This window comes from Kluyvera sp. 142486, from assembly GCF_046569695.1.
GTDB lineage: Bacteria > Pseudomonadota > Gammaproteobacteria > Enterobacterales > Enterobacteriaceae > Kluyvera.
On sequence record NZ_JBKHUI010000003.1, the window covers coordinates 324,788 to 346,657 of the forward strand.

The window sequence follows — 21,870 nt, forward strand, 5'->3', positions numbered from 1 at the left end:
AATCTGCTCTCGTCGCGGTGATGATAAAGCTAACGATATTGAGGGGAGATAGGCCATGGCTGACTGGGTAACAGGCAAAGTTGTTAAGGTGCAGAACTGGACGAATGCACTGTTTAGCCTCACCGTCCACGCACCAGTTAAACCATTCACCGCCGGGCAATTTGCCAAGCTCGGTCTTGATATCGACGGCGAGCGCGTTCAGCGCGCCTACTCCTACGTTAACGCCCCACATAATCCCGATCTCGAGTTCTATCTGGTTACCGTACCGGACGGCAAACTGAGCCCACGCTTAGCGGCGCTGAAACCCGGCGATGAGGTGCTGGTCGTCAGCGAAGCGGCTGGCTTCTTTGTGCTCGACGAAATTCCCGACTGCGAAACCCTGTGGATGCTAGCAACCGGCACCGCCATTGGCCCGTATCTGTCGATTCTGGAAGAAGGTAAAGATCTGGATAGGTTTAAAAATCTGGTGCTGGTGCACGCCGCGCGCTACGCCGCCGATTTAAGCTATCTGCCGCAAATGCGAGCGCTGGAACAACGTTATGCCGGTAAGCTGCGTATTCAGACCGTGGTCAGCCGGGAAATCGTGCCGGGGATGCTAACGGGCCGCGTACCGGCACTTATTGAAAGCGGTGCGCTGGAAGCGGCGGTTGGCCTGCCGATGAACGCCGAAACCAGCCACGTGATGCTGTGCGGTAACCCGCAGATGGTGCGCGATACCCAGCAGTTGTTGAAAGAGACCCGACAGATGACCAAACACCTGCGTCGTCGGCCGGGCCACATGACCGCCGAACACTACTGGTGATCGGCGCGGTACTTCACGGCCTGGGTCTCTTTGCCGTATTTATTTTCGCCCTGGGTGCCAACAAACGCGCCCAGGTCGATGAGCATCATCACAATGATCAGCGTCGGGATAAAGCGCCCTACGCCCCACTGCCACACGCCGGGCAACATTGACCAGTTACCCGCCAGCAGCATCCACGCCAGAATCATCAGCAGCGCCCAGATACCGGACTTACCCCGGTCATGTAAGCGTTTAATCGTCACCGCCGCCGTCGGCCACAGCAGACAGACCAGCATAAATGCCGCCGTTTGCAGGTCAACCAACCCGCCGCCCGCAAGGCTGAACAGCGCCACCATCGTCACCGCCCAGATGGCGATCCAGATCCAGAAGTCACGGCGGCCAATACGGCCTTTACCGGAAAATAACCATTGCTGTAGAGTCATGTACCCTTTCCTTTGTCGTTGTGCCGCGTAGTTTACCCTGAAGCGACCACATTTTGACAAGCGAGGCGGTTCCCGTTTTAATCGTCATCTGAAAAGAGGAGGACGATAAGCATGAGAAAATGGATAACGCTGTGTCTGGTAGGGCTTGTGGCCCTGGGCGCGGGTCAGTCCGTGCTGTCGGCGCAATCGCCTGCGGCCGTTGCGCCGTATCTGCTGTCTGGCGCGCCGGTCTTTGACCTCTCCATCAGCCAGTTCCGGGAAAAATTCAATACTGATAACCCGACGCTGCCGCTCGATGAGTTCCGCGCCATCGCGTCCAGCCGCGACCAGCTCAATATTACCCGAGCCGCCAGCAAGATTAACGAGAACCTCTACGCCTCGACGGCGCTGGAGCGCGGTACGCTGAAAATTAAATCTATCCAGATAACCTGGCTGCCGATTCAGGGGCCAGAACAGAAGGCTGCGAAAAATAAAGCTCAGGAATATATGAGCGCCCTGATGCGCGCCGTAATCCCAACGCTCACCAAACCGCAAAGCCTGCAAAAGCTGCAAAAACTGCTGGCACTGGGTAAAGGCAAACACTACTTCGCCAGCACCGAAGGCGCCGTGCGCTATGTTGTCGCAGATAACGGTGAAAAAGGGCTGACCTTCGCCGTTGAACCGATTAAGCTGGCGTTATCTGAGAATCTTGAAGGGGAGAATAAATGATAAAAAGCAAAGCCTTCATGACATTCAATCTCTATACTGTTTCACAGACCATGCTGCCCTGACGGGCGGCCATATTCCTTAATTCGCTGATAAGCGTGGAGAATCGAAATGCGACATCCTTTAGTGATGGGTAACTGGAAACTGAACGGCAGCCGCCACATGGTAAACGAGCTGATTGCTAATCTGCGTACCGAACTGGCTGGCGTTGCTGGTTGTGGCGTTGCTATCGCGCCACCAGAAATGTACATCGATCTGGCTAAACACGCCGCTGCGGGCAGCCACATCCACCTGGGCGCACAGAACGTAGACCTGAACCTGTCCGGCGCATTCACCGGCGAAACTTCCGCTGAAATGCTGAAAGATGTTGGCGCAACCTACATCATCATCGGCCACTCCGAGCGTCGCACCTACCACAAAGAATCTGACGAGCTGATCGCTAAGAAATTCGCGATTCTGAAAGAACAGGGGCTGATCCCTGTACTGTGCATCGGTGAAACCGAAGCAGAAAACGAAGCGGGCAAAACTGAAGAAGTTTGCGCACGTCAGATCGACGCGGTTCTGAAAACTCAGGGCGCAGCAGCATTCGAAGGCGCGGTTATCGCATACGAACCAGTATGGGCGATCGGTACCGGCAAATCTGCAACCCCAGCGCAGGCTCAGGCTGTTCACAAGTTCATCCGTGACCACATTGCTAAAGCTGACGCGAAAATCGCTGAACAGGTTATCATCCAGTACGGCGGTTCCGTAAACGCAGGCAACGCTGCTGAGCTGTTCACCCAGCCAGACATCGACGGCGCGCTGGTTGGCGGTGCATCCCTGAAAGCTGACGCTTTCGCGGTGATCGTTAAAGCTGCAGAAGCGGCGAAAAAAGCGTAAGACATCACGCGGTCTTCGTGCCGGATGGCGGCGTAAAAGCCTTATCCGGCCTACGAATTACGCACACGATGCCTGGTTAAACCGGCCCTACGGCCGGTTTTATTATTTTGTAGGCCGGATAAGCGCAGCGCCATCCAGCACGTTATTATAATTTCCCCAACACCTGATACCACGCGTAATCCAGCGGCAACAGCAGCAGATAGCTCACCGCCGCCAGCGCCAGACACAGCAGCATCCCCGCCCGTGCAGGCACCTTCCCTAACGCCATCGCCACCACGATAGGCGACGCTTGATATGGCAGCAGCGGCGTGGAATAACCCAGCACCTGAATCATAATCACGCTCAGCAGCGGGAAGCCGGTGGCATCGGAGAAGCTCTGAGCAAAAGTGGTATAAAGCGCAGGTACGCCGTTGGCGGTCATAATGAAGTTCAGCGCGCTGGTAATGCCGGTTAACGCGAAGAAGCTGGTAAACGGCGCGTCTTCGCTGAGTGGCATGATATGCAGCAGCGCATTACCCACGACAGCACCAATCCCGGTTTGGGTCACAGTGATCGCCAGCCCCAGAATCCCTGCCACGTAAACGCAGGCGCGAATGTTCACCCCGCTGGCAAATTCATCACCGTTGATAAACCCCACGCGCGGCAGCAACGTAATGACCGCGGCCACCAGCCCGGTCCAGGCTGGCCCTATGCCGTGCCAGCTCTCGCTCACCCATAGCGTTAAGACCACCGCTAATAACCACGCCAGGCGCTTCTCATCCCCGCTCATTGGCGGCAGCGGTTCCAGGTCGCGCGGCGGGTGTGGTTTTCCGGGAAACAGCCAGCAGATAAGTCCCACCAGTGCAGCACCCTTGAGCCAGCCCAGCACCGGCGTATGCAGCAGCAGATACGGCACGTAGTTGAGATGAATACCATAGGCCCCTTCCGCCGCCCCGCTCATCACCAGATTAGGCACGTTCGCCGGCAGAATCGTCGCGGAAAGCTGAAAGGTACCGAAGCCAACGGCCAGCGCCAGCCCATACCAGGCGCGAGTGCCGTCTTCGATACCCGCACGCTTGGCCATCGCCGCCACAATCGGCATCAGCAGCGCAATACGCCCCATATTCGACGGCATCACAAACGCCAGCGCGTAGCTGAGCAGCACCACGCTGCCGACCATCAGCAGCCAGGAGTCGGTGAGCCTTGAGGAGAGCGCCCGCGCAGCGCGATCCGCCAGCCCGGTTTTACGAATGGCAATGCCGAGCACAAAACCACTGAACACCAGCCAGAAGGCCGACGAGGCAAAGCCACCGAAGATAACGTCCGGCGGCGCGATTTTCGCCGTCATCGCCGCCGCGAAGAACAGCAGCGCAGTAATAAACTCCGGCAGCAGCGAGGTGGCCCACAGCAGGATAGTCACGCCAACGATGATAGAGGGAAGGAACAGAGGGTGGGACAACCAGAGCGACATACCTGTCTCCTGTCGTTTTTTTCAGCAAGCATACGACGACAGGGTAGACAGGTAAACGCCAGATTAGGTGGGGTTATTGCAGGATTGCGCAGCGATGATCCTGGATTTCCTCGGCAGACGCGCGGTTCAGGGTCAGCAGATTACGCTCGGTCGCCAACAGCAACAGCGAGTCATCGCTTTGCTTCACCAGCGCCAGCGCGAAACGCCCTATATGGTCGCGCGCTTCCGGCACTTCTTCCGCCAGCATCAGGAACGGGCTGCGCTGCGCCAGCTCGTTTTCAGTGACGCGACGCGCCAGATATTCATGCCCCATCAACCCGCCCGGCAGCGGTAGCCAACGGCTGCTAATGGCAGCAATGTCGCCGTCCAGTTGTTCGCGAACGTCTTTGCGAAGGCAGGAGATATGGATGTGGAAATGGTTTTGCGTCCGCCCGGTACGGGAGTTGATGGTTAGCGAAATCGCGCTATCCGGCACTTCCGAGCCCCGTTTATCACTCATGATCATCCGACGCTGCCACGCCTGCCAGAAGAAGTTTGGCGTTTGCGGGTTCAGCAGCAGTGGGCTTTCGGTGCCATTAATACGGTAGGTTGGCATCAGCAGATACTGCAGCGGGCCGTTACGGTCTTTAAACAGTACATATCCGCCCTTCGGGTTCACGTCAGCGCAGGGGGCCGGGGTGCGATGATTCAGCTGATTGGGAACGCATTCCTGCAGCACAATGTGGCGCAGTGCGTCCGGGTTGCCGGAATGCAGCCAGTACCAGCCGCCTGCAGCGGCGGCGATCACCAAAACCAACAAAGCTGCCAGCAGGTATTTTAAGCGCGTCATATTGTCTCCCCAAATCAAATCAAGGGGGAAGAGTAACGTAGTTTGATGACCAAAAGAAAACGCCCGGTAAAATCACCGGGCGTTAGAGGGAGATTAACGCTTACTAATCTGGTCGAAGGTTCCACCGTTAGAGAAGTGGTCTTTCTGCGCTTTAGTCCAGCCGCCGAACTCATCATCAATGGTGAAGAGCTTCAGTTTCGGGAACTCGCTTTCATACTTTTTCGCCACAGCCGGGTCACGTGGGCGATAGTAGTTCTTCGCCGCAATCTCCTGGCCTTCCGGCGAGTAGAGGTATTTCAGGTACGCTTCCGCTACCGCAGTGGTGCCTTTTTTCTCAGCCACTTTGTCGACCACAGAAACGGTCGGCTCGGCGAGGATCGATTCGCTTGGGGTAACGATTTCAAACTTGTCTTTACCCAACTCGTTCGTCGCCAGCAGCGCTTCGTTTTCCCAGGCAATCAGCACGTCGCCTATGCCGCGTTCTACGAAGGTGTTAGTCGAACCACGAGCGCCGGAGTCCAGCACTTCCACGTTCTTATACAGCGCCTTCACGAAGTCCTGCGCTTTGGCCTGATCGTTGTTGTTGTGGTGCAGGGCGTAGCCCCAGGCTGCCAGGTAGTTCCAGCGAGCGCCGCCGGAGCTTTTCGGGTTAGGAGTAATCACGGAAACGCCCGGTTTAATCAGGTCGTTCCAGTCGTGAATCTGTTTCGGGTTGCCTTTACGCACCAGGAACACGATGGTGGAGGTGTACGGCGCAGAGTTATCCGGCAGGCGTTTGATCCAGTTTTTGTCGATGCGGCCGCGCTCAGCAATGGCATCAACATCATAGGCCAGCGCCAGCGTGACTACGTCGGCATCAATACCGTTGATCACGGAAGTGGCCTGCTTACCAGAGCCGCCGTGCGACTGGCGGATCACTACGTTATCACCGGTCTCTTTTTTCCAGTGCGCGCTGAACGCCTTGTTGTATTGTTCGTACAATTCACGCGTCGGATCGTACGACACGTTGAGTAATTGGATGTCCTTAGCCAGTACGCTGGTAGTAGCCAGCAAAAGAGTTAACCCTACGCCCCACTTATTCATCGCCCGCTCTCTTATCTGTTGTGTTGTAATGAGGCTAGCCTGCCAGAAATCTAACCGATGATTAAAGAATAAAAAAAGATTGATTATGCAGTTTTGAAATATAAGCGGACACGCGAAATGCGCGTTTGCTCGAAATCACTCAGCGGGGGAGATAGAGGGGGAGGAACATCCCCAGGCCGTTAAAACTGCCCGGGGAGGAATGGAATCAGACTTCTTCCATGCGGCCGAGCAGCGCCTGCAGACGATCCTGCCAGCCGCTCTGCTGTTCTTTCAGCTGGTTGTTTTCACGCTCCAGCTCTTCACGGCTCTGGTGTGCAGACTGTACGTCCTGCGCCAGGGTGTTGTTCTTTTCTTTCAGCTCTTCGATTTCCATCTGCAACAGCGTGATGGTATCAATCGCCTGCTGAACTTTCGCTTCCAGTTTCTCAAACACTTCTAATGACATCGTCATAACCTCTCCTGATCTTGCAAGGCGTTGATATCGTCCCGGAACCCCGGCGACGCCTTAACGTAAATAAGCGCACGGCTTGCAGTCGATTGTATGGAGCGCCGTCGCGACTGTCCAGCGCCAGAGCCTGTAGATTGCGGTTGTCCGCAATTTTCGGTCTGGTCCTGGAGCGTTAGTGTCCTTTTCCATTAAATTGTTAAATGTTTAGCTAAGAGAATGTTTTCCTCCTCACATTTTTCGTTCCGATAATGTTCACTTATTGGCGCGAAAACGCTCATTTCATGACACGGCACACACATTTTGATTTCGATATTTCTCGTTTACACTCGTTAACGATAAATTAACACTATGCCTACAAGGCAACATGAGTGTTACGAACGCTTATGAACACAATAATCATCAATTAGTCTTTAGGATTCCGATTATGAGCCAGACATCAACCTTAAAAGGCCAGTGCATTGCCGAGTTTCTTGGTACCGGGTTGTTGATTTTCTTCGGCGTAGGGTGTGTTGCCGCGCTGAAAGTCGCGGGTGCGAGCTTCGGTCAGTGGGAAATCAGTATCATCTGGGGTCTGGGCGTGGCGATGGCCATTTACCTGACCGCGGGGGTTTCCGGTGCGCATCTTAACCCGGCCGTGACCATTGCACTTTGGCTGTTCGCCTGCTTCGACGGGCGTAAAGTCGTTCCGTTCATCGTGGCTCAGTTTGCCGGCGCGTTCTGCGCTGCCGCGCTGGTCTACGGGCTTTATTACAACCTTTTCCTCGACTTCGAACATACGCACAATATGGTGCGCGGTAGCGTCGAAAGTCTTGAACTGGCCGGTATTTTCTCGACTTACCCGAACCCACATATCAATTTTGTGCAGGCTTTCGCGGTAGAAATGGTGATTACCGCTATCCTGATGGGCGTAATCCTGGCACTCACCGACGACGGTAACGGTATTCCACGTGGGCCGCTGGCCCCGCTGCTGATTGGCCTGCTGATTGCGGTTATCGGCGCGTCCATGGGTCCACTGACCGGGTTTGCGATGAACCCAGCGCGTGACCTTGGACCGAAAACGTTCGCCTGGCTGGCAGGCTGGGGTGACGTCGCCTTCACCGGCGCCAAAGATATTCCTTACTTCCTGGTGCCGCTGTGTGCGCCAATAGTAGGTGCTGCGCTGGGTGCGTTCAGCTATCGCAAGCTGATTGGCCGTCACCTGCCATGCGACACCTGCGAGGTTGAAGAGCCGAAAGCGGCCTCCAGCCAGAACCAACAAAATGCTTCGCTGTAAACTGACTACGGAACGCTCATTATGACTGATAAAAAATATATCGTTGCGCTCGACCAGGGCACCACCAGCTCCCGCGCCGTCGTTATGGATCATGACGCCAACATCGTCAGCGTGTCACAGCGCGAATTCGAACAAATTTACCCTAAGCCAGGCTGGGTTGAGCATGACCCAATGGAGATCTGGGCAACCCAAAGCTCCACGCTGGTTGAAGTGCTGGCAAAAGCCGACATTAGCTCTGATCAGATTGCCGCTATCGGTATCACCAACCAGCGTGAAACCACCGTGGTGTGGGAGCGCGAAACCGGTAAGCCGATTTACAACGCCATCGTCTGGCAGTGCCGCCGCACCGCAGATATCTGCGAGCAGCTCAAGCGCGACGGTATGGAAGAGTATGTGCGCAAAGCCACCGGCCTGGTGGTGGACCCATACTTCTCCGGCACCAAAGTGAAGTGGATCCTCGACCACGTTGAGGGCTCCCGCGAGCGTGCGAAACGTGGCGAGCTGCTGTTTGGTACCGTTGATACCTGGCTTATCTGGAAAATGACCCAGGGCCGCGTCCACGTCACCGACTACACCAACGCCTCACGTACCATGCTGTTCAACATCAATACGCTGGAGTGGGACGACAAAATGCTGGACGCGCTGGATATCCCTCGCGCCATGCTGCCGGAAGTGCGCAAGTCTTCCGAAGTGTACGGTCAGACCAACATCGGCGGTAAAGGCGGTACCCGTATTCCAATCGCCGGGATTGCCGGTGACCAGCAGGCGGCGCTGTTCGGCCAGCTGTGCGTGAAAGAAGGGATGGCGAAAAACACCTACGGTACCGGCTGCTTTATGCTGATGAACACCGGTGAGAAAGCGGTGGCCTCCAGCCACGGCCTACTGACCACCATCGCCTGCGGCCCACGCGGCGAAGTGAACTATGCGCTGGAAGGTGCGGTGTTTATGGCGGGCGCATCCATTCAGTGGCTGCGCGATGAAATGAAGCTGATTAGCGACGCGTTCGACTCCGAGTACTTCGCCACCAAAGTGAAGGACACCAACGGCGTGTACGTGGTACCGGCCTTTACCGGCCTCGGCGCACCGTACTGGGACCCGTATGCGCGCGGTGCTATTTTCGGCCTGACCCGCGGCGTGAACTCGAACCACATTATTCGCGCTACGCTGGAATCCATCGCCTACCAGACCCGTGACGTGCTGGAAGCAATGCAGGCCGACTCCGGCATTCGTCTGCACGCCCTGCGTGTAGACGGCGGCGCGGTCGCCAACAACTTCCTGATGCAGTTCCAGTCCGACATTCTTGGCACTCGCGTTGAGCGTCCAGAAGTGCGTGAAGTCACAGCGCTCGGCGCGGCCTACCTGGCCGGGCTGGCGGTCGGCTTCTGGCAGAACCTGGATGAGCTGCAGGAGAAAGCGGTGATTGAGCGCGAGTTCCGTCCGGGGATTGAAACCACCGAACGTAACTACCGCTACAGCGGCTGGCAGAAAGCGGTGAAACGCGCGTTAGCGTGGGAAGATCACGAAGGGTAAGTATCGCACGGTATGCCCCCTCTCCCTTTTTAAGGGAGAGGGAACCGAACGGCATCCGTTTGTAGGCCTGATAAGCGTAGCGCCATCAGGCAAAAAAATGCCGGAGATTACCTCCGGCATTTTTATTTCAGCCAAATATCGGCAACATCAAATACAGCTTAATCACCAGCGCATTGACGATATCAATAAAGAACGCCCCCACCATCGGCACCACCAGAAACGCCATATGTGATGGCCCGAAACGCTCGGTAATCGCCTGCATATTGGCAATCGCCGTTGGCGTTGCGCCAAGGCCAAAGCCGCAGTGACCCGCCGCCAGCACCGCCGCATCGTAGTTTTTGCCCATCAAACGGTAGGTGACGAAAATGGCATACAGCCCCATCGCCACGGTCTGCACCGCCAGAATCACAATCATCGGCAGCGCCAGATCCGCCAGTTCCCACAGCTTGAGGCTCATCAGCGCCATCGCCAGGAACAGCGACAGGCTGACGTTACCTAAGACGGAAACCGCGCGATCAAAGACACGATAGAAGCCCATCAGCGCCAGGCCGTTGCTGAGGATCACCCCGACAAACAGCACGCAGACGAACGTTGGCAGCTCCAGCGCCGTATCAGCGAGCTGTTGCGCAATCACTTTACCCAGCGTCAAACAGATGGCGATAAGCGCAATGGTCTCAATCAGCACCAACGAGGTGATGCTGCGGCCCACGTCCGGCTTTTCGAACGCCGTCGGCACTTCCAGATCGTCCGGCGTACCGTCCGGTGATGACGAGTGTTTCACCAGATAGCGCGCCACCGGCCCGCCAATCAGGCCGCCGAGCACCAGCCCGAAGGTGGCACAGGCCATCGCCACTTCTGTCGCGTTTTCAAAGCCATAGCGTTCGATAAACAGCTTGCTCCACGCCGCCCCGGTGCCGTGTCCGCCGGAGAGGGTAATCGACCCCGCCAGCAGCCCCATCAGCGGGTCGAGCCCTAACAGCTTCGCCATACCGATGCCCAGTGCGTTTTGCAGCAGCAGCAGGCCAACGACCACAATCAGGAACGTCCCGACAACCTTGCCGCCCGAACGCAGGCTGGCGATATTGGCGTTAAGGCCGATAGTGGCGAAGAACGCCAGCATCAGCGGGTCCTTCAGGCTCATATCGAAGTCGATTTCCCAGCCCATGCTTTTTTTCAGCACCAGCAGCGCCAGCGCCACCAGCAGGCCGCCCGCAACGGGCTCGGGGATAGTGTATTTCTTAAGGAAGGGAACGCTCTGAACCAGTTTACGTCCTAGCAGCAACACCAGCGTTGCGGCAACGAGCGTCGATAAAGTATCGAGATGAAACATAAATGCAGCTCCTGACTAAACGCATGATTCATTCACACGCGACCAATTTCCCATGTCGTCCACGCCTCCTCATGAGACGTTGGTCCAAAGTGTAAGCAAGAAAGGTCGTTCAATGATAGAAAAACGTATTATTTGTCATCATTTTCGTTAACTTACCGGGTTAAACCCTCTCACTTTTCACGGTTATTTTCCGCAATAATTTGCCATCAGTGAAAGCAACCGTTTGCTTTTACCAACCAGTCCGCTAAAATCGCCACTTTTCCACCACGGGATTACCTCTGAGATGTCTTCTAACACACTCGATCAAGCCGATGCGCAACCGATTGCGCATACGCAAAACAGCGAATTAATCTATCGACTGGAAGATCGTCCGCCGCTGGCGCAGACGCTGTTTGCGGCGTTCCAGCATCTGCTGGCGATGTTTGTCGCGGTGATCACCCCCGCGCTGCTCATCTGTCAGGCGCTTGGCCTACCAGCCGAAGACACTCAGCACATCATCAGCATGTCGTTATTTGCCTCCGGCGTGGCGTCCATCATTCAGATTAAAGCCTGGGGTCCGGTGGGTTCCGGCCTGTTGTCGATTCAGGGCACCAGCTTCAACTTCGTCGCCCCGCTGATTATGGGCGGCACGGCGCTGAAAACTGGCGGCGCGGACGTGCCAACGATGATGGCGGCGCTGTTCGGCACCCTGATGCTGGCGAGCTGCACCGAGATGGTTATCTCCCGCGTACTGCACCTGGCGCGCCGCGTGATTACGCCGCTGGTCTCCGGCGTGGTGGTAATGATTATCGGCCTGTCGCTGATTCAGGTCGGCCTGACCTCCATCGGCGGTGGCTACGCGGCGATGGCAGACCACACCTTTGGCGCGCCAAAAAACCTGCTGCTGGCAGGGATCGTGCTGGCTATCATTATTCTGCTTAACCGCCAGCGTAACCCGTACCTGCGCATCGCCTCTTTGGTGATCGCCATGGCGGCAGGCTACCTGATGGCGTGGTTCCTCGGCATGCTGCCGGAGAACGCTGCTCCCGCGAACAGCAGCCTGATCACCATCCCGACGCCGCTGTACTACGGCTTAGGCATCGACTGGAGCCTGCTGCTGCCGCTGATGCTGGTGTTTATGATTACCTCGCTCGAGACCATTGGCGATATCACCGCCACCTCTGACGTTTCCGAGCAGCCGGTTTCCGGCCCGGTCTATATGAAGCGCCTGAAAGGCGGCGTGCTGGCAAACGGCCTGAACTCTTGCGTCTCAGCGGTGTTCAACACCTTCCCCAACTCCTGCTTCGGGCAGAACAACGGCGTGATTCAGCTGACCGGCGTTGCCAGCCGCTACGTGGGCTTTGTGGTGGCGCTGATGCTGATCGTGCTCGGCCTGTTCCCAGCGGTAAGCGGCTTTGTGCAGCATATCCCTGAGCCGGTGCTCGGCGGCGCAACGCTGGTGATGTTCGGGACCATCGCCGCTTCCGGCGTGCGTATCGTCTCCCGCGAGCCGCTGAACCGCCGTGCGATTCTGATTATCGCGCTGTCGCTGGCCGTCGGCCTGGGCGTTTCCCAGCAGCCGCAAATCCTGCAGTTTGCGCCGGACTGGCTGAAAAACCTGCTCTCCTCCGGCATCGCCGCCGGCGGTATCACCGCGATTATCCTCAACCTGGTCTTCCCGCCGGAAAAAGCGTAATCCCTCCGCGGCAGTGGTTTCGCCACTGCCGCTGACATCGAATAATACGATTCCCAGCTTGAGCATTGCATATAAATCATGCATAACAGGTTTATGTGCCATTCACAGGATGGAAGATCATGAAATTTCTTGGAAAGCTCATTATCTGGCTACTGATCGCCCTGTTAGTGGTGATCGTTGCCTTTTATTTTTTATTGCAAACGCGCTGGGGCGCCCGCCACGTTAGTCAGTGGCTGAGCGATAACACCGCCTATCACATTACGTTTGATGCGATGGACCATCGCTTCTCTTCGCCTTCACATATCCTGCTGAAAAACGTCACCTTTGGCCGCGACGGCAAGCCCGCGACGCTGGTCGCCAAAGCGGTGGATATCGGTCTGAGTTCGCGCCAGATAACCGACCCGCTGCACGTCGATACCATTCTATTGCAGGACGGCACGCTGAATCTGTCCCCTTCCACCGCGCCGCTGCCGTTTGCCGCAGACCGTCTACAGCTAAGCAATATGGCGCTGAACAGCCCGGAAACCGGCTGGGAACTGAGCGCCCAGCGCGTCTCCGGCGGCGTGATGCCGTGGGCACCGGTAGCAGGCAACGTGCTGGGCACCAAAGCCCAGATTCAGATGAGCGCAGGCTCGTTATCGCTGAACGGCGTACCGGCCACCAACGCATTGATTGAAGGCTCGCTCGATAACGGTGAGGTCACCTTGACTACCGTCGGCGCGGATATGGCACGCGGCTCGCTCACAGGCAATGCACGGCGCAACAGCGACGGCAGTTGGGTGGTGGATAATCTGCGTCTTAACGACATCCGCATGCAGAGCGACAAGTCGCTGCTCGATTTCCTGGCCCCGCTGACCACCGTGCCATCGCTGCAGATTGGTCGGCTGGACATTACCGACGCGCGCCTGCAGGGCCCGGACTGGGCAGTCACCGACCTCGACCTCAACTTGCGCAACCTGACTCTCAGCCAGGGCGGCTGGCAGAGCGAGGACGGCAAAATCTCGATGAATGCCAGCGAGTTTATCTACGGCTCGTTGCATCTGCTCGACCCAATCCTCAACGCCGAATTCTCACCGCAGGGCATTGCGCTGCGCCAGTTCACCTCGCGCTGGGAAGGCGGCATGGTGCGCAGTTCCGGCAACTGGCTGCGCGCCGGTAACGCACTGGTGCTGGACGACGCGGTTTTCGCCGGGCTGGAATATACGCTGCCGGAGAACTGGAAGACGCTGTGGATGGAGCAGCTGCCGCCGTGGCTGCAAAGCGTAACGCTGAAGAAATTTGGCGCCAGCCGCAACCTGGTGATTGATATCAACCCGGACTTCCCGTGGCAGGTCACCGCGCTGGACGGCTACGGTGCCAACCTGCAGCTGGCGAAAAACCGCCAGTGGGGCATCTGGGGCGGCAGCGCGACGCTGAACGGCGCGGCGGCAACCTTTAACCGCGTTGACGTACGTCGCCCATCCATGACGCTGAATGCCGATGCTTCGAACGTTAATATCACCGAACTGAGCGCCTTTACCGAAAAAGGCATTCTGGAAGCCACCGCCACCGTGGCACAGCAGCCGCATCGCCAGACCAGCGTGACGCTGAACGGCCGCGGCGTGCCGTTGAACGTGCTCCAACAATGGGGATGGCCCGCGCTGCCGATTACCGGCGACGGGAATGTTCAGCTGACGGCGAGCGGGAATGTGCAGGCGAATGCGCCGCTGAAACCAACGGTGAACGGGCAGCTGCATGCGGTGAATATGGATAAACAGGAAGTGACCCAGCAGATGCAGGGCGGCATGATTAAGTAGCCCGGGCGAGGCGTTTACGCCGACCCCGGGGTTGGCTAGGAGCCGCCCCGGCGGCGCTGCGCCTGGCCGGGCTACAAAGAGATCGTGCTGGGGCTCCCCTCACCCCGGCCCTCTCCCCAAAGGGGCGAGGGAGAAAACCAAACATGCTAGCCGCACCATCGGTCCCCTCTCCCCCGTGGGGAGAGGGTTAGGGTGAGAGGGCCCCCTCAATACTACAGCGTAATCACCAGCTCATTCCCCTGCGCCGTCACCACCACGCCTAGCTCATTGCCCGCCTGCGCCCCGCCCTGCACGCCAGCCACCTGCTGGATGTTGCGCAGACACAGGGTCCAGCCGCTCGCCTTGCCGTTGCCCGTCACGGTAATCACATTACCCTGACGTTTCGCGGTCAGCGTGTAGATAACCGAACCGTCCTGCGCTGGCACTTCACACACCGCCTGGCGACCGTCTTCCAGATGGAACAACTGGAACGCGGTCCCTTCATGCCAGGCGTAGTTCGGCACCTGGCTATTGTTGCCCAGCGCCAGCAGGGTGTTGTCACGCACGTACACCGGCAGGCTCATAAAGTCATGCTGCTGTTTATGCCAGCGGCTGCCCTGAACCTCGTCGTTGTGCCACAGGTGCGTCCAGCGGCCTTCCGGCAGATAGAACTGCACATCGCCCGCTTCAGTGAACACCGGCGCTACTGCCAGAGAGTCGCCGAGCATATACTGACGGTCGAGGTAGTCGCACGCCGGGTCGTCCGGGAATTCCAGCATCATGGCGCGCAGCATCGGCGTGCCCTGCTCGTTGGCCAGCGCCGCCTGACGGTACAGGTACGGCATCATGCGGCACTTCATTTCAGTGAAGTAGCGCACCACGTCGCAGGACTCTTCGTCGTACGCCCATGGCACACGGTAGGATTTGCTGCCGTGCAGACGGCTATGGCTGGAGAAGAGGCCGAAGGCGCACCAGCGCTTGTAGACATCCGCCGGGGCGGTGTTTTCGAAGCCGCCAATATCGTGGCTCCAGAAACCAAAGCCGGACAGGCCGATAGACAGGCCGCCGCGCAGGCTTTCCGCCATGGATTCGTAGTTGGCGTAGCAGTCGCCGCCCCAGTGCACCGGGAACTGTTGCGCGCCCACTGAAGCGGAACGGGCAAACAGCACCGCTTCTTTCTCGCCGAGGTTCTCTTTAAGTACGTTCCACACCAGCTCGTTGTAGATGTAGGCGTAGTGGTTGTGCATTTTCTGCGGGTCGGCGTCGTTGAACCAACGCACGTCGGTCGGGATGCGCTCGCCGAAGTCGGTTTTGAAGCAGTCGACGCCCATCTCCACCAGGCCTTTCAGCTTGTCGGCGTACCACTGGCAGGCTTCCGGGTTGGTGAAGTCATAAATCGCCAGGCCCGGCTGCCATTTATCCCACTGCCAGACCGAACCATCCGGGCGTTTGAGCAGGTAGCCTTTTTCTTTCAGCTCCTGGAAGACCGGGGATTTCTGGCCGATGTACGGGTTAATCCACACGCAGACCTTCAGCCCTTTGTCTTTCAGGCGCTGGATCATGCCTTTCGGGTCCGGGAAGGTCACCGGGTCCCACTCGAAGTCGCACCACTGGAAGGCTTTCATCCAGAAGCAGTCGAAGTGGAAGACGTGCAGCGGCAGGTCGCGTTCCGCCATGCCATCGATAAAGCTGTTGACCGTTGCTTCGTCGTAGTTGGTGGTGAACGAGGTGGTCAGCCACAGGCCGAAGGACCAGGCCGGCGGCAGCGCCGGGCGGCCGGTGAACTGGGTATAGCGGTTCAACACCTCTTTCGGTGTTGGGCCGTCGATAACGAAGTATTCCAGATGCTCGCCTTCGACGCTGAACTGCACCTTGGAGACTTTCTCAGAGCCAATCTCAAAGGAGACGTTTTCCGGGTGATTCACCAGCACGCCGTAGCCGCGGTTGGTCAGGTAGAACGGAATATTTTTGTAGGACTGTTCGGTGCTGGTGCCGCCGTCGCGGTTCCAGGTTTCCACGTTCTGGCCATTGCGCACCAGCGCGGTAAAGCGCTCGCCGAGGCCGTACACGGTTTCACCTACGCCGAGGTCCAGACGCTCGAACATGTAGTTGCGGTCGTCGTTGCTGTCCTGCACGTAGCCGTTATTTTTCAGCTGGCTGCCAGTAATGCGGACGCCGTTACGCAGGAAGTCCAGCGACCAGAACTCCCCTTTGGTGACGCGCACGCTCAGGTTGCCGCTTTTCAGCTCGGCAAACTCGGCAGTGTTCTGGATTTGTACCTTCACATCTTTCAGCACGTTCAGCGGGTAGTGCGGGCCTTTATCCAGCGCGCCCTGGAAGTGCTCGATGCGCACGCCAACCACCCCTTCCTGAGGAGAGAAAAAGCGAATGGTGAACATCGGCGTGTCCAGCTGCCATGTACGTTCCCGCACATCGCGCGGCGCCACGTACACCACCATTTCATTCCCATGCTGTTCAACATCAAACACCTGGACAGGATGAATTAAGTTGAGACCCGGTTGGGTCATCCAGTTTCCATCACTGATCTTCATAGTTCGTCCTCTTAATTCCCGAGAGATTGTTTCATAGATACGTTTTCAAAATCCTGCTGAGTGCGGTGCGCACCGCTCGCCAGTTCGGCCATCATCTTGACCAGGAACGGCGTTTTCAGGGTGTAGAAGCGCTTCGCCACAACGGCGCTCAGCAGGTAGCAAATAGCCGGTACGATAGTGAACAGGGCAATAATGATGCTGATGGTGGTTGGGTTCTGCGCTTTGGCCGCAGCGTCATAACCGCCGCCGGCCAGCATCCAGCCAATCATCGCGCCGCCCAGCGCCAGGCCGAGCTTCAGCACGAACAGCGTGCCCGCGAAGCTAATGCCGGTAAGACGTTTACCGTTACGCCATTCGCCGTAGTCAACGGTGTCGGACATCATGACCCACTGAATCGGGGTCACGAGCTGGTGCAGAACGCCAATCACGAAGATAAAGGCAAACATGATGACGCTAGCGTTCATCGGTACAAAGAACATCGCCAGACTCAGGACCGCCAGAATGGCGTTGGTCCACCAGAAGACGCTGACTTTGCATTTCCAGTCGGTCAACGGTTTGGCTAATGCCGAGCCAATCAGGTTGCCGACGCAATAGGTGGTGAGGAAGGCGGTAAACAGCGCCGGGGAGCCCATAATCCAGGTGACGTAATACATCATCGCCCCGCCGCGTACGCAGACCGCCATGATGTTGAGGATGGTAAGCAGGCCGACGATACGCCACTGGTCGTTGTGCCAGATGTCGCGCAGATCTTCACGCATGGAGTTATTGGTTGGCGGCGCTTCCACGCGCTCTTTGGTGGTGAAGAAGCAGAAGGCCAGCATCAGGAACGCCACTACGGAGAGCACCGCGATACCGCCCTGGAAGCCCAGCGCTTTATTGTCGCCACCAATAAAATTCACCAGCGGCATCATTAATACGGTAGAGAGCATGCCGCCCGCCGTTGCCAGCACGAAGCGCCAGGACTGCAACGAAATGCGCTGCGTCGGGTCGTTGGTGATAACTCCGCCCAACGCGCAGTAAGGGATATTGACCACGGTGTAGAACAGGGTCAGCAGCGTGTAGGTGATCGCCGCATAAATCAGTTTGCCGTTATGGCTGAAATCCGGGGTGCTGTAGGCCAGCACGCAGACCACGCCGAACGGCAGCGCGCCAAACAGCACCCACGGGCGGAACTTGCCCCAGCGGCTGCGGGTACGGTCGGCCAGCAGCCCCATGCACGGGTCGGAGATGGCATCCAGCGCGCGCGCCAGAAGGAACATGGTGCCAACAAAACCTGCGGGTATACCGAAGATATCGGTATAGAAGAACATCATGTACAACATGACGTTATCGAAAATGATATGGCTGGCGGCATCGCCCATGCCGTAGCCGATCTTCTCTTTGACAGATAATACTTCACTCTTCATCTTTCAAACCCTTTTCGCACCGAAGCCACGTTGGTACCGGTTACACATTTTTTAAACCATCCGCCGTATAAGGTGAATTGCGATATCTCGTTATCAAATTACGTTTCTTGATTTATGTGATCTGGGTTGGCGGGTAGAGTGTGTCTAAGTGTAACTTACGGATTTTGTAGGAATTTCTATCCAACCCGTGCGGCAGATATAAAAAAGTTCGCGGAAAATGTAAGTAAAGATGTGGTAACTGATTGAAAGTGGCTATAATGCGCCCCGCCTCCATGTAGCAATGCAGGCGCGGAAGATCGTCGTCTCCGGTGAGACGATTGGACATCTTTTCCAGTGGTAGCCGCCTGCGGCTCCCGGCAGGTTCGACTCCTGCGATCTCCGCCAAAATTCGCTCACTTTTCCGCCAAAGCATTTACCCGTTTTATCTATACTCTCCCTTAGCAACATCCTTTTTCGTACCGATACTGTCCCGGCTCGTTTACGCCGTAAGCCTGCGCGGCCAGCGGTTGATAAACGCGAGGCTAAATGGCCGTGAAATGGTCAAATATTCGGTTGTGATGATGGTTTTTACGCCATTCATCGGGCAAGAAGTGCGGTAAATTGTCTGCGGTGTTCTAGCGGAAAAATGTAACCATAGGAAAAGGCAGGGTTTTATCTGGGGAGTCCAAAAGTGACGGGGCTACGGGGCGAAAAATGTGCCCAGGGGGGATGTGGTAAATGATTGAAAGTAGCTATAATGCGCCCGCCTCCATGTAGCAATGTAGGCGCGGAAGATCGTCGTCTCCGGTGAGGCGGCTGGACTTCAAATCCAGTTGGGGCCGCCAGCGGTCCCGGGCAGGTTCGACTCCTGTGATCTTCCGCCAAATATCGTCTTGCCATGTCCGGCAAAGTCCTTTAAACCCATTATTTACAGCAAGTTATATAATGGCGTCATCCGTATCAGTCCGAGGGGATCTCCCTAAATCCGCGAAAAATATGTATAGTATTGTGTATAATTTTTTTATACACAGATTTCACTTATACACATGCCACTTACAGACATACAAATCCGACGCGCTAAGGCACAAGACAAGCCCTACACCCTCAATGATGGACAAGGCTTATCCTTGCTCATAAATCCCGACGGGAGCAAAGGATGGAGGTTCCGCTACCGGTTTGCAGGTAAAGCCCGATTAATGTCATTTGGTTCCTACAGTCTCGTCTCGCTTGCAGAGGCTCGCGACAAACGTGAAACAGCACGCAAGCAGGTAGCAAATGGCCTTGATCCAGTCGAAGAACGCAAGGCTCAAAAGCTGGCACAGCAGCTCTCAACAGAAAACTCATTCGAAGCTATATGTCGGGAGTGGCACTCAAATAAAGCCGATCGCTGGACAGTGGCCTACCGCGAAGAAATCATTAAAACATTTGAGCAAGATGTTTTCCCGTTCATTGGTAAGCGCCCTATAAGTGAGATTAAACCGCTGGAACTGCTTGAGGTGCTACGGAGGATAGAGAAGCGTGGAGCGCTAGAGAAAACACGTAAGGTGCGTCAGAGGTGCGGTGAGGTTTATCGCTACGCAATCATAACTGGCCGCGCTGAATACAATCCAGCTCCTGATTTAGCAATAGCTTTGGCTGTCCCTAAGCAAAAGCACCATCCGTTTTTATCCGCCGAAGAGCTACCTCATTTTGTTAGAGATCTTGAAGCATATACCGGCAGCATTATCACGAGAAATGCGACTAAGATTGTTATGCTAACTGGCGTAAGAACTCAGGAGATGCGCTTTGCTACGTGGGAAGAGGTTGATCTTGAGAAAGGTATATGGGAAATCCCGGCAGAACGGATGAAAATGCGCAGGCCGCACATTGTGCCTTTGTCTATTCAAGCACTTGATCTCTTCAAGCAGCTTAAACCTATTACCGGTCATTATCCCTATATTTTTATCGGCAGGAACAACCGCAGCAAACCCATTTCGAAAGAGAGTATTTCACAAGTGATTGAGTTACTTGGATACAAGGGGCGTGCGACAGGTCACGGTTTCAGACATACGATGTCGACAATTTTGCATGAACAAGGTTTTGATAGCGCATGGATTGAAATGCAATTAGCACATGTAGATAAAAATTCTATACGGGGCACATACAATCATGCTCTTTATTTAGAAAAAAGAAGAACAATGCTCCAATACTATGCAAATGAAATTCTTCAAGGCAGGTGACAAAATGGATACACAGAAAATAGAAAGCATTCTCAAAAAAAATAGGCACATCAACGCAAGATTTGCTAGTCATTTCATATCAGCTTTTAATGTATGGAACACTCTTTTAGCTCCCGTTCTCATAGGTTTGGGAGTATCATACTTATTTCAATACAAAGATGATGTCACTAAAATTGACAATTTATTCTTTTTATTATGCTTGATGTTAATTGCTATTCATTTAGTTTTTGCTTTAGCATTTAACTATTTAGATAAACGCAGTGACACGAGCACAGAATTGGCAGAGGTTTCAAATAGTTATAATAACTTGATCTGCGACATTGATACAATAAAAGAAAGGATGCGAATATCTAATGAACTTAACGCCACGCAAAAACTTGTCATTTATTTATCAACATTGAAACTTAATAGTCATATTCGTGACCTCATGGAGAAAAAGAAAGATGATAGCTTCACCAGTGAACAACTAGATGATTTTTTTGACGATTTCATAGAGACAATTCTTTCATATTTGCTAAAGCATCGAGAAACTCTTTTTGGTTATGAAAGTAAATCTCGTTATAATATTGCTTTTTATATTTACAACGTTGAACAGGATCAATTGGTTGTTTCATCTAGACATTGCGATGATAGAATAGATAGAAAAGATCGTGCTTGGAAATCAGGATTTGGTCATGTCGGATTGACTTATCTTCATAAAGAATTAAAAATATGCCCTAACATTAACAATAGTACCGAACTAAAAATAACTAATTCATCAGATAAAATTAATTATTGCTCCTTTATTTCTGTTCCAATATTGACGTATAGCGAAGATAATACTGAAAATGATTGCCTAGGGGTATTAGTACTGACCAGTGCATTACCTGAACAATTTTCCTTAACGAGAGATAAAGATTTCCTTCAAAACATATCATCATTAATCGCCATCTATATAGATGTCATTTTTAATATTTACAAAGAAATGAATAAATAAAATGGTTATTTACGATATTTTATGCTATATAAAATATACAAGACATGCTCAATTTATATCGTGCATGCTTGCAATAGGGAGGAGAAGGCCATGAAAAAACCTATAGTTGTTACCAGTAAAGGCTATGCTAAGCTATTGACCCCAAAAGGTAATAGCAACGATGGCTTTGCGGTTTCAAATGACTTTGAAAAAGTTTTTTTCAAATATTCATCTCAAGGATTGAGTAATCAGGTTGAAGAAATGATGAATGATTGGATTTCTGAAAAGGTTCGGTCGGAGGAAGAGGCCATTTTTAAAGATATCAAACATCATTCCCGTATTAAAACTGCCTGACGTCTGAGGGGCCATACATGGCTCCTCTTCTAAAAAATTCGCATCTTATTTTTTATCCGCCATCAACAGCCTGATCCACTACACGCTTCACATCCTCATCAATTCCATTGCTAAAAATCAAAACAATTCCACTCCTAGCGCGCAATGCTCTCCCCGCCACGCCTGCCCGCTTAAGAGGTCGCTTTTAATGCAGGTGCATTAACG

General features: G+C 54.8%; 18 protein-coding genes and 2 tRNA genes. 12 read left to right on the plus strand and 8 right to left on the minus strand.

Annotated features, from left to right (window positions below; all coding sequences use genetic code 11):
* Nucleotides 1-55: 55 nt before the first annotated feature.
* Nucleotides 56-802 (plus strand): ferredoxin--NADP(+) reductase, encoded by a 747-nt coding sequence (gene fpr / locus ACLGE8_RS05625; protein WP_410997068.1) that lies wholly within the window; start codon nt 56-58, stop codon nt 800-802.
* Here fpr and ACLGE8_RS05630 read toward each other — a convergent pair.
* A complete protein-coding gene (locus ACLGE8_RS05630; RefSeq protein ID WP_123651029.1) occupies nt 793-1,224 on the minus strand; it encodes a DUF805 domain-containing protein in 432 nt (143 codons plus the stop codon). The two genes, fpr and ACLGE8_RS05630, sit on opposite strands and share 10 nt — an antisense overlap.
* A gap of 111 nt (nt 1,225-1,335) precedes the next feature.
* Between ACLGE8_RS05630 and ACLGE8_RS05635 the strand changes: the two genes are divergently transcribed.
* Together ACLGE8_RS05635 and tpiA are read left to right on the plus strand one after the other, a co-directional pair.
* Entirely contained in the window at nt 1,336-1,932 is a 597-nt protein-coding gene (locus ACLGE8_RS05635) for a DUF1454 family protein (RefSeq protein ID WP_333495427.1), read from the plus strand.
* 108 nt (nt 1,933-2,040) lie between these two features.
* Nucleotides 2,041-2,808 (plus strand): triose-phosphate isomerase, encoded by a 768-nt coding sequence (tpiA, locus tag ACLGE8_RS05640; protein ID WP_035895862.1) that lies wholly within the window; start codon nt 2,041-2,043, stop codon nt 2,806-2,808.
* Nucleotides 2,809-2,953: 145 nt separating this feature from the next.
* Here tpiA and ACLGE8_RS05645 read toward each other — a convergent pair whose 3' ends face one another.
* From ACLGE8_RS05645 to zapB, 4 genes are all read right to left on the minus strand, one after another.
* Complete coding sequence (locus ACLGE8_RS05645) at nt 2,954-4,258, minus strand: SLC13 family permease (protein WP_410997070.1); 1,305 nt, start codon at nt 4,256-4,258, stop codon at nt 2,954-2,956.
* A 73-nt stretch (nt 4,259-4,331) separates the two neighbouring features.
* Nucleotides 4,332-5,087 carry a CDP-diacylglycerol diphosphatase gene (locus ACLGE8_RS05650; RefSeq protein WP_410997072.1) on the minus strand — a complete coding sequence of 252 codons (756 nt, stop codon included), beginning with the start codon at nt 5,085-5,087 and terminating at the stop codon, nt 4,332-4,334.
* 93 nt (nt 5,088-5,180) lie between these two features.
* Nucleotides 5,181-6,170 carry a sulfate/thiosulfate ABC transporter substrate-binding protein Sbp gene (gene sbp, locus ACLGE8_RS05655; protein WP_220440720.1) on the minus strand — a complete coding sequence of 330 codons (990 nt, stop codon included), beginning with the start codon at nt 6,168-6,170 and terminating at the stop codon, nt 5,181-5,183.
* 205 nt (nt 6,171-6,375) lie between these two features.
* Nucleotides 6,376-6,621: a septal ring assembly protein ZapB gene (gene zapB / locus ACLGE8_RS05660; protein WP_115073675.1), complete on the minus strand. Its 246-nt coding sequence runs from the start codon at nt 6,619-6,621 to the stop codon at nt 6,376-6,378.
* A 421-nt stretch (nt 6,622-7,042) separates the two neighbouring features.
* Between zapB and ACLGE8_RS05665 the strand changes: the two genes are divergently transcribed.
* Entirely contained in the window at nt 7,043-7,891 is an 849-nt protein-coding gene (locus tag ACLGE8_RS05665; RefSeq protein WP_410997074.1) for an MIP/aquaporin family protein, read from the plus strand.
* A gap of 21 nt (nt 7,892-7,912) precedes the next feature.
* Entirely contained in the window at nt 7,913-9,421 is a 1,509-nt protein-coding gene (glpK, locus tag ACLGE8_RS05670) for a glycerol kinase GlpK (protein WP_410997076.1), read from the plus strand.
* Between the two features lie 127 nt (nt 9,422-9,548).
* Here the strand turns inward: glpK and gltS are convergent, their stop codons facing one another.
* A complete protein-coding gene (gene gltS / locus ACLGE8_RS05675) occupies nt 9,549-10,751 on the minus strand; it encodes a sodium/glutamate symporter (protein ID WP_410997078.1) in 1,203 nt (400 codons plus the stop codon).
* A 283-nt stretch (nt 10,752-11,034) separates the two neighbouring features.
* Between gltS and ACLGE8_RS05680 the strand changes: the two genes are divergently transcribed.
* Nucleotides 11,035-12,426, plus strand: a complete 1,392-nt coding sequence (locus ACLGE8_RS05680) for a nucleobase:cation symporter-2 family protein (protein ID WP_410997080.1) — start codon at nt 11,035-11,037, stop codon at nt 12,424-12,426.
* Nucleotides 12,427-12,545: 119 nt separating this feature from the next.
* Nucleotides 12,546-14,222, plus strand: coding sequence for an AsmA family protein (locus tag ACLGE8_RS05685; protein ID WP_410997082.1), 1,677 nt, complete (start codon nt 12,546-12,548; stop codon nt 14,220-14,222).
* Nucleotides 14,223-14,434: 212 nt separating this feature from the next.
* Here the strand turns inward: ACLGE8_RS05685 and yicI are convergent, their stop codons facing one another.
* Nucleotides 14,435-16,753 carry an alpha-xylosidase gene (gene yicI, locus ACLGE8_RS05690; protein ID WP_410997084.1) on the minus strand — a complete coding sequence of 773 codons (2,319 nt, stop codon included), beginning with the start codon at nt 16,751-16,753 and terminating at the stop codon, nt 14,435-14,437.
* A gap of 11 nt (nt 16,754-16,764) precedes the next feature.
* Nucleotides 16,765-18,159 (minus strand): glycoside-pentoside-hexuronide family transporter, encoded by a 1,395-nt coding sequence (locus ACLGE8_RS05695; protein WP_410997086.1) that lies wholly within the window; start codon nt 18,157-18,159, stop codon nt 16,765-16,767.
* A 290-nt stretch (nt 18,160-18,449) separates the two neighbouring features.
* On the opposite strand from ACLGE8_RS05695, the gene ACLGE8_RS05700 reads away from it, so the two are divergent.
* The 5 genes from ACLGE8_RS05700 (at nt 18,450) to ACLGE8_RS05720 (ending at nt 21,666) form a co-directional block, all read left to right on the plus strand.
* Nucleotides 18,450-18,543, plus strand: a tRNA-OTHER gene (locus ACLGE8_RS05700).
* A gap of 384 nt (nt 18,544-18,927) precedes the next feature.
* Nucleotides 18,928-19,022, plus strand: a tRNA-Sec gene (locus ACLGE8_RS05705).
* Between the two features lie 162 nt (nt 19,023-19,184).
* Entirely contained in the window at nt 19,185-20,357 is a 1,173-nt protein-coding gene (locus tag ACLGE8_RS05710) for a tyrosine-type recombinase/integrase (RefSeq protein WP_410997088.1), read from the plus strand.
* Between the two features lie 4 nt (nt 20,358-20,361).
* The gene (locus ACLGE8_RS05715) at nt 20,362-21,333 is read left to right on the plus strand and encodes a GAF domain-containing protein (RefSeq protein WP_410997090.1); all 972 of its coding nucleotides are present in this window, start codon (nt 20,362-20,364) and stop codon (nt 21,331-21,333) included.
* A 90-nt stretch (nt 21,334-21,423) separates the two neighbouring features.
* Entirely contained in the window at nt 21,424-21,666 is a 243-nt protein-coding gene (locus tag ACLGE8_RS05720; RefSeq protein WP_042053675.1) for a hypothetical protein, read from the plus strand.
* Nucleotides 21,667-21,870 lie beyond the last annotated feature (204 nt).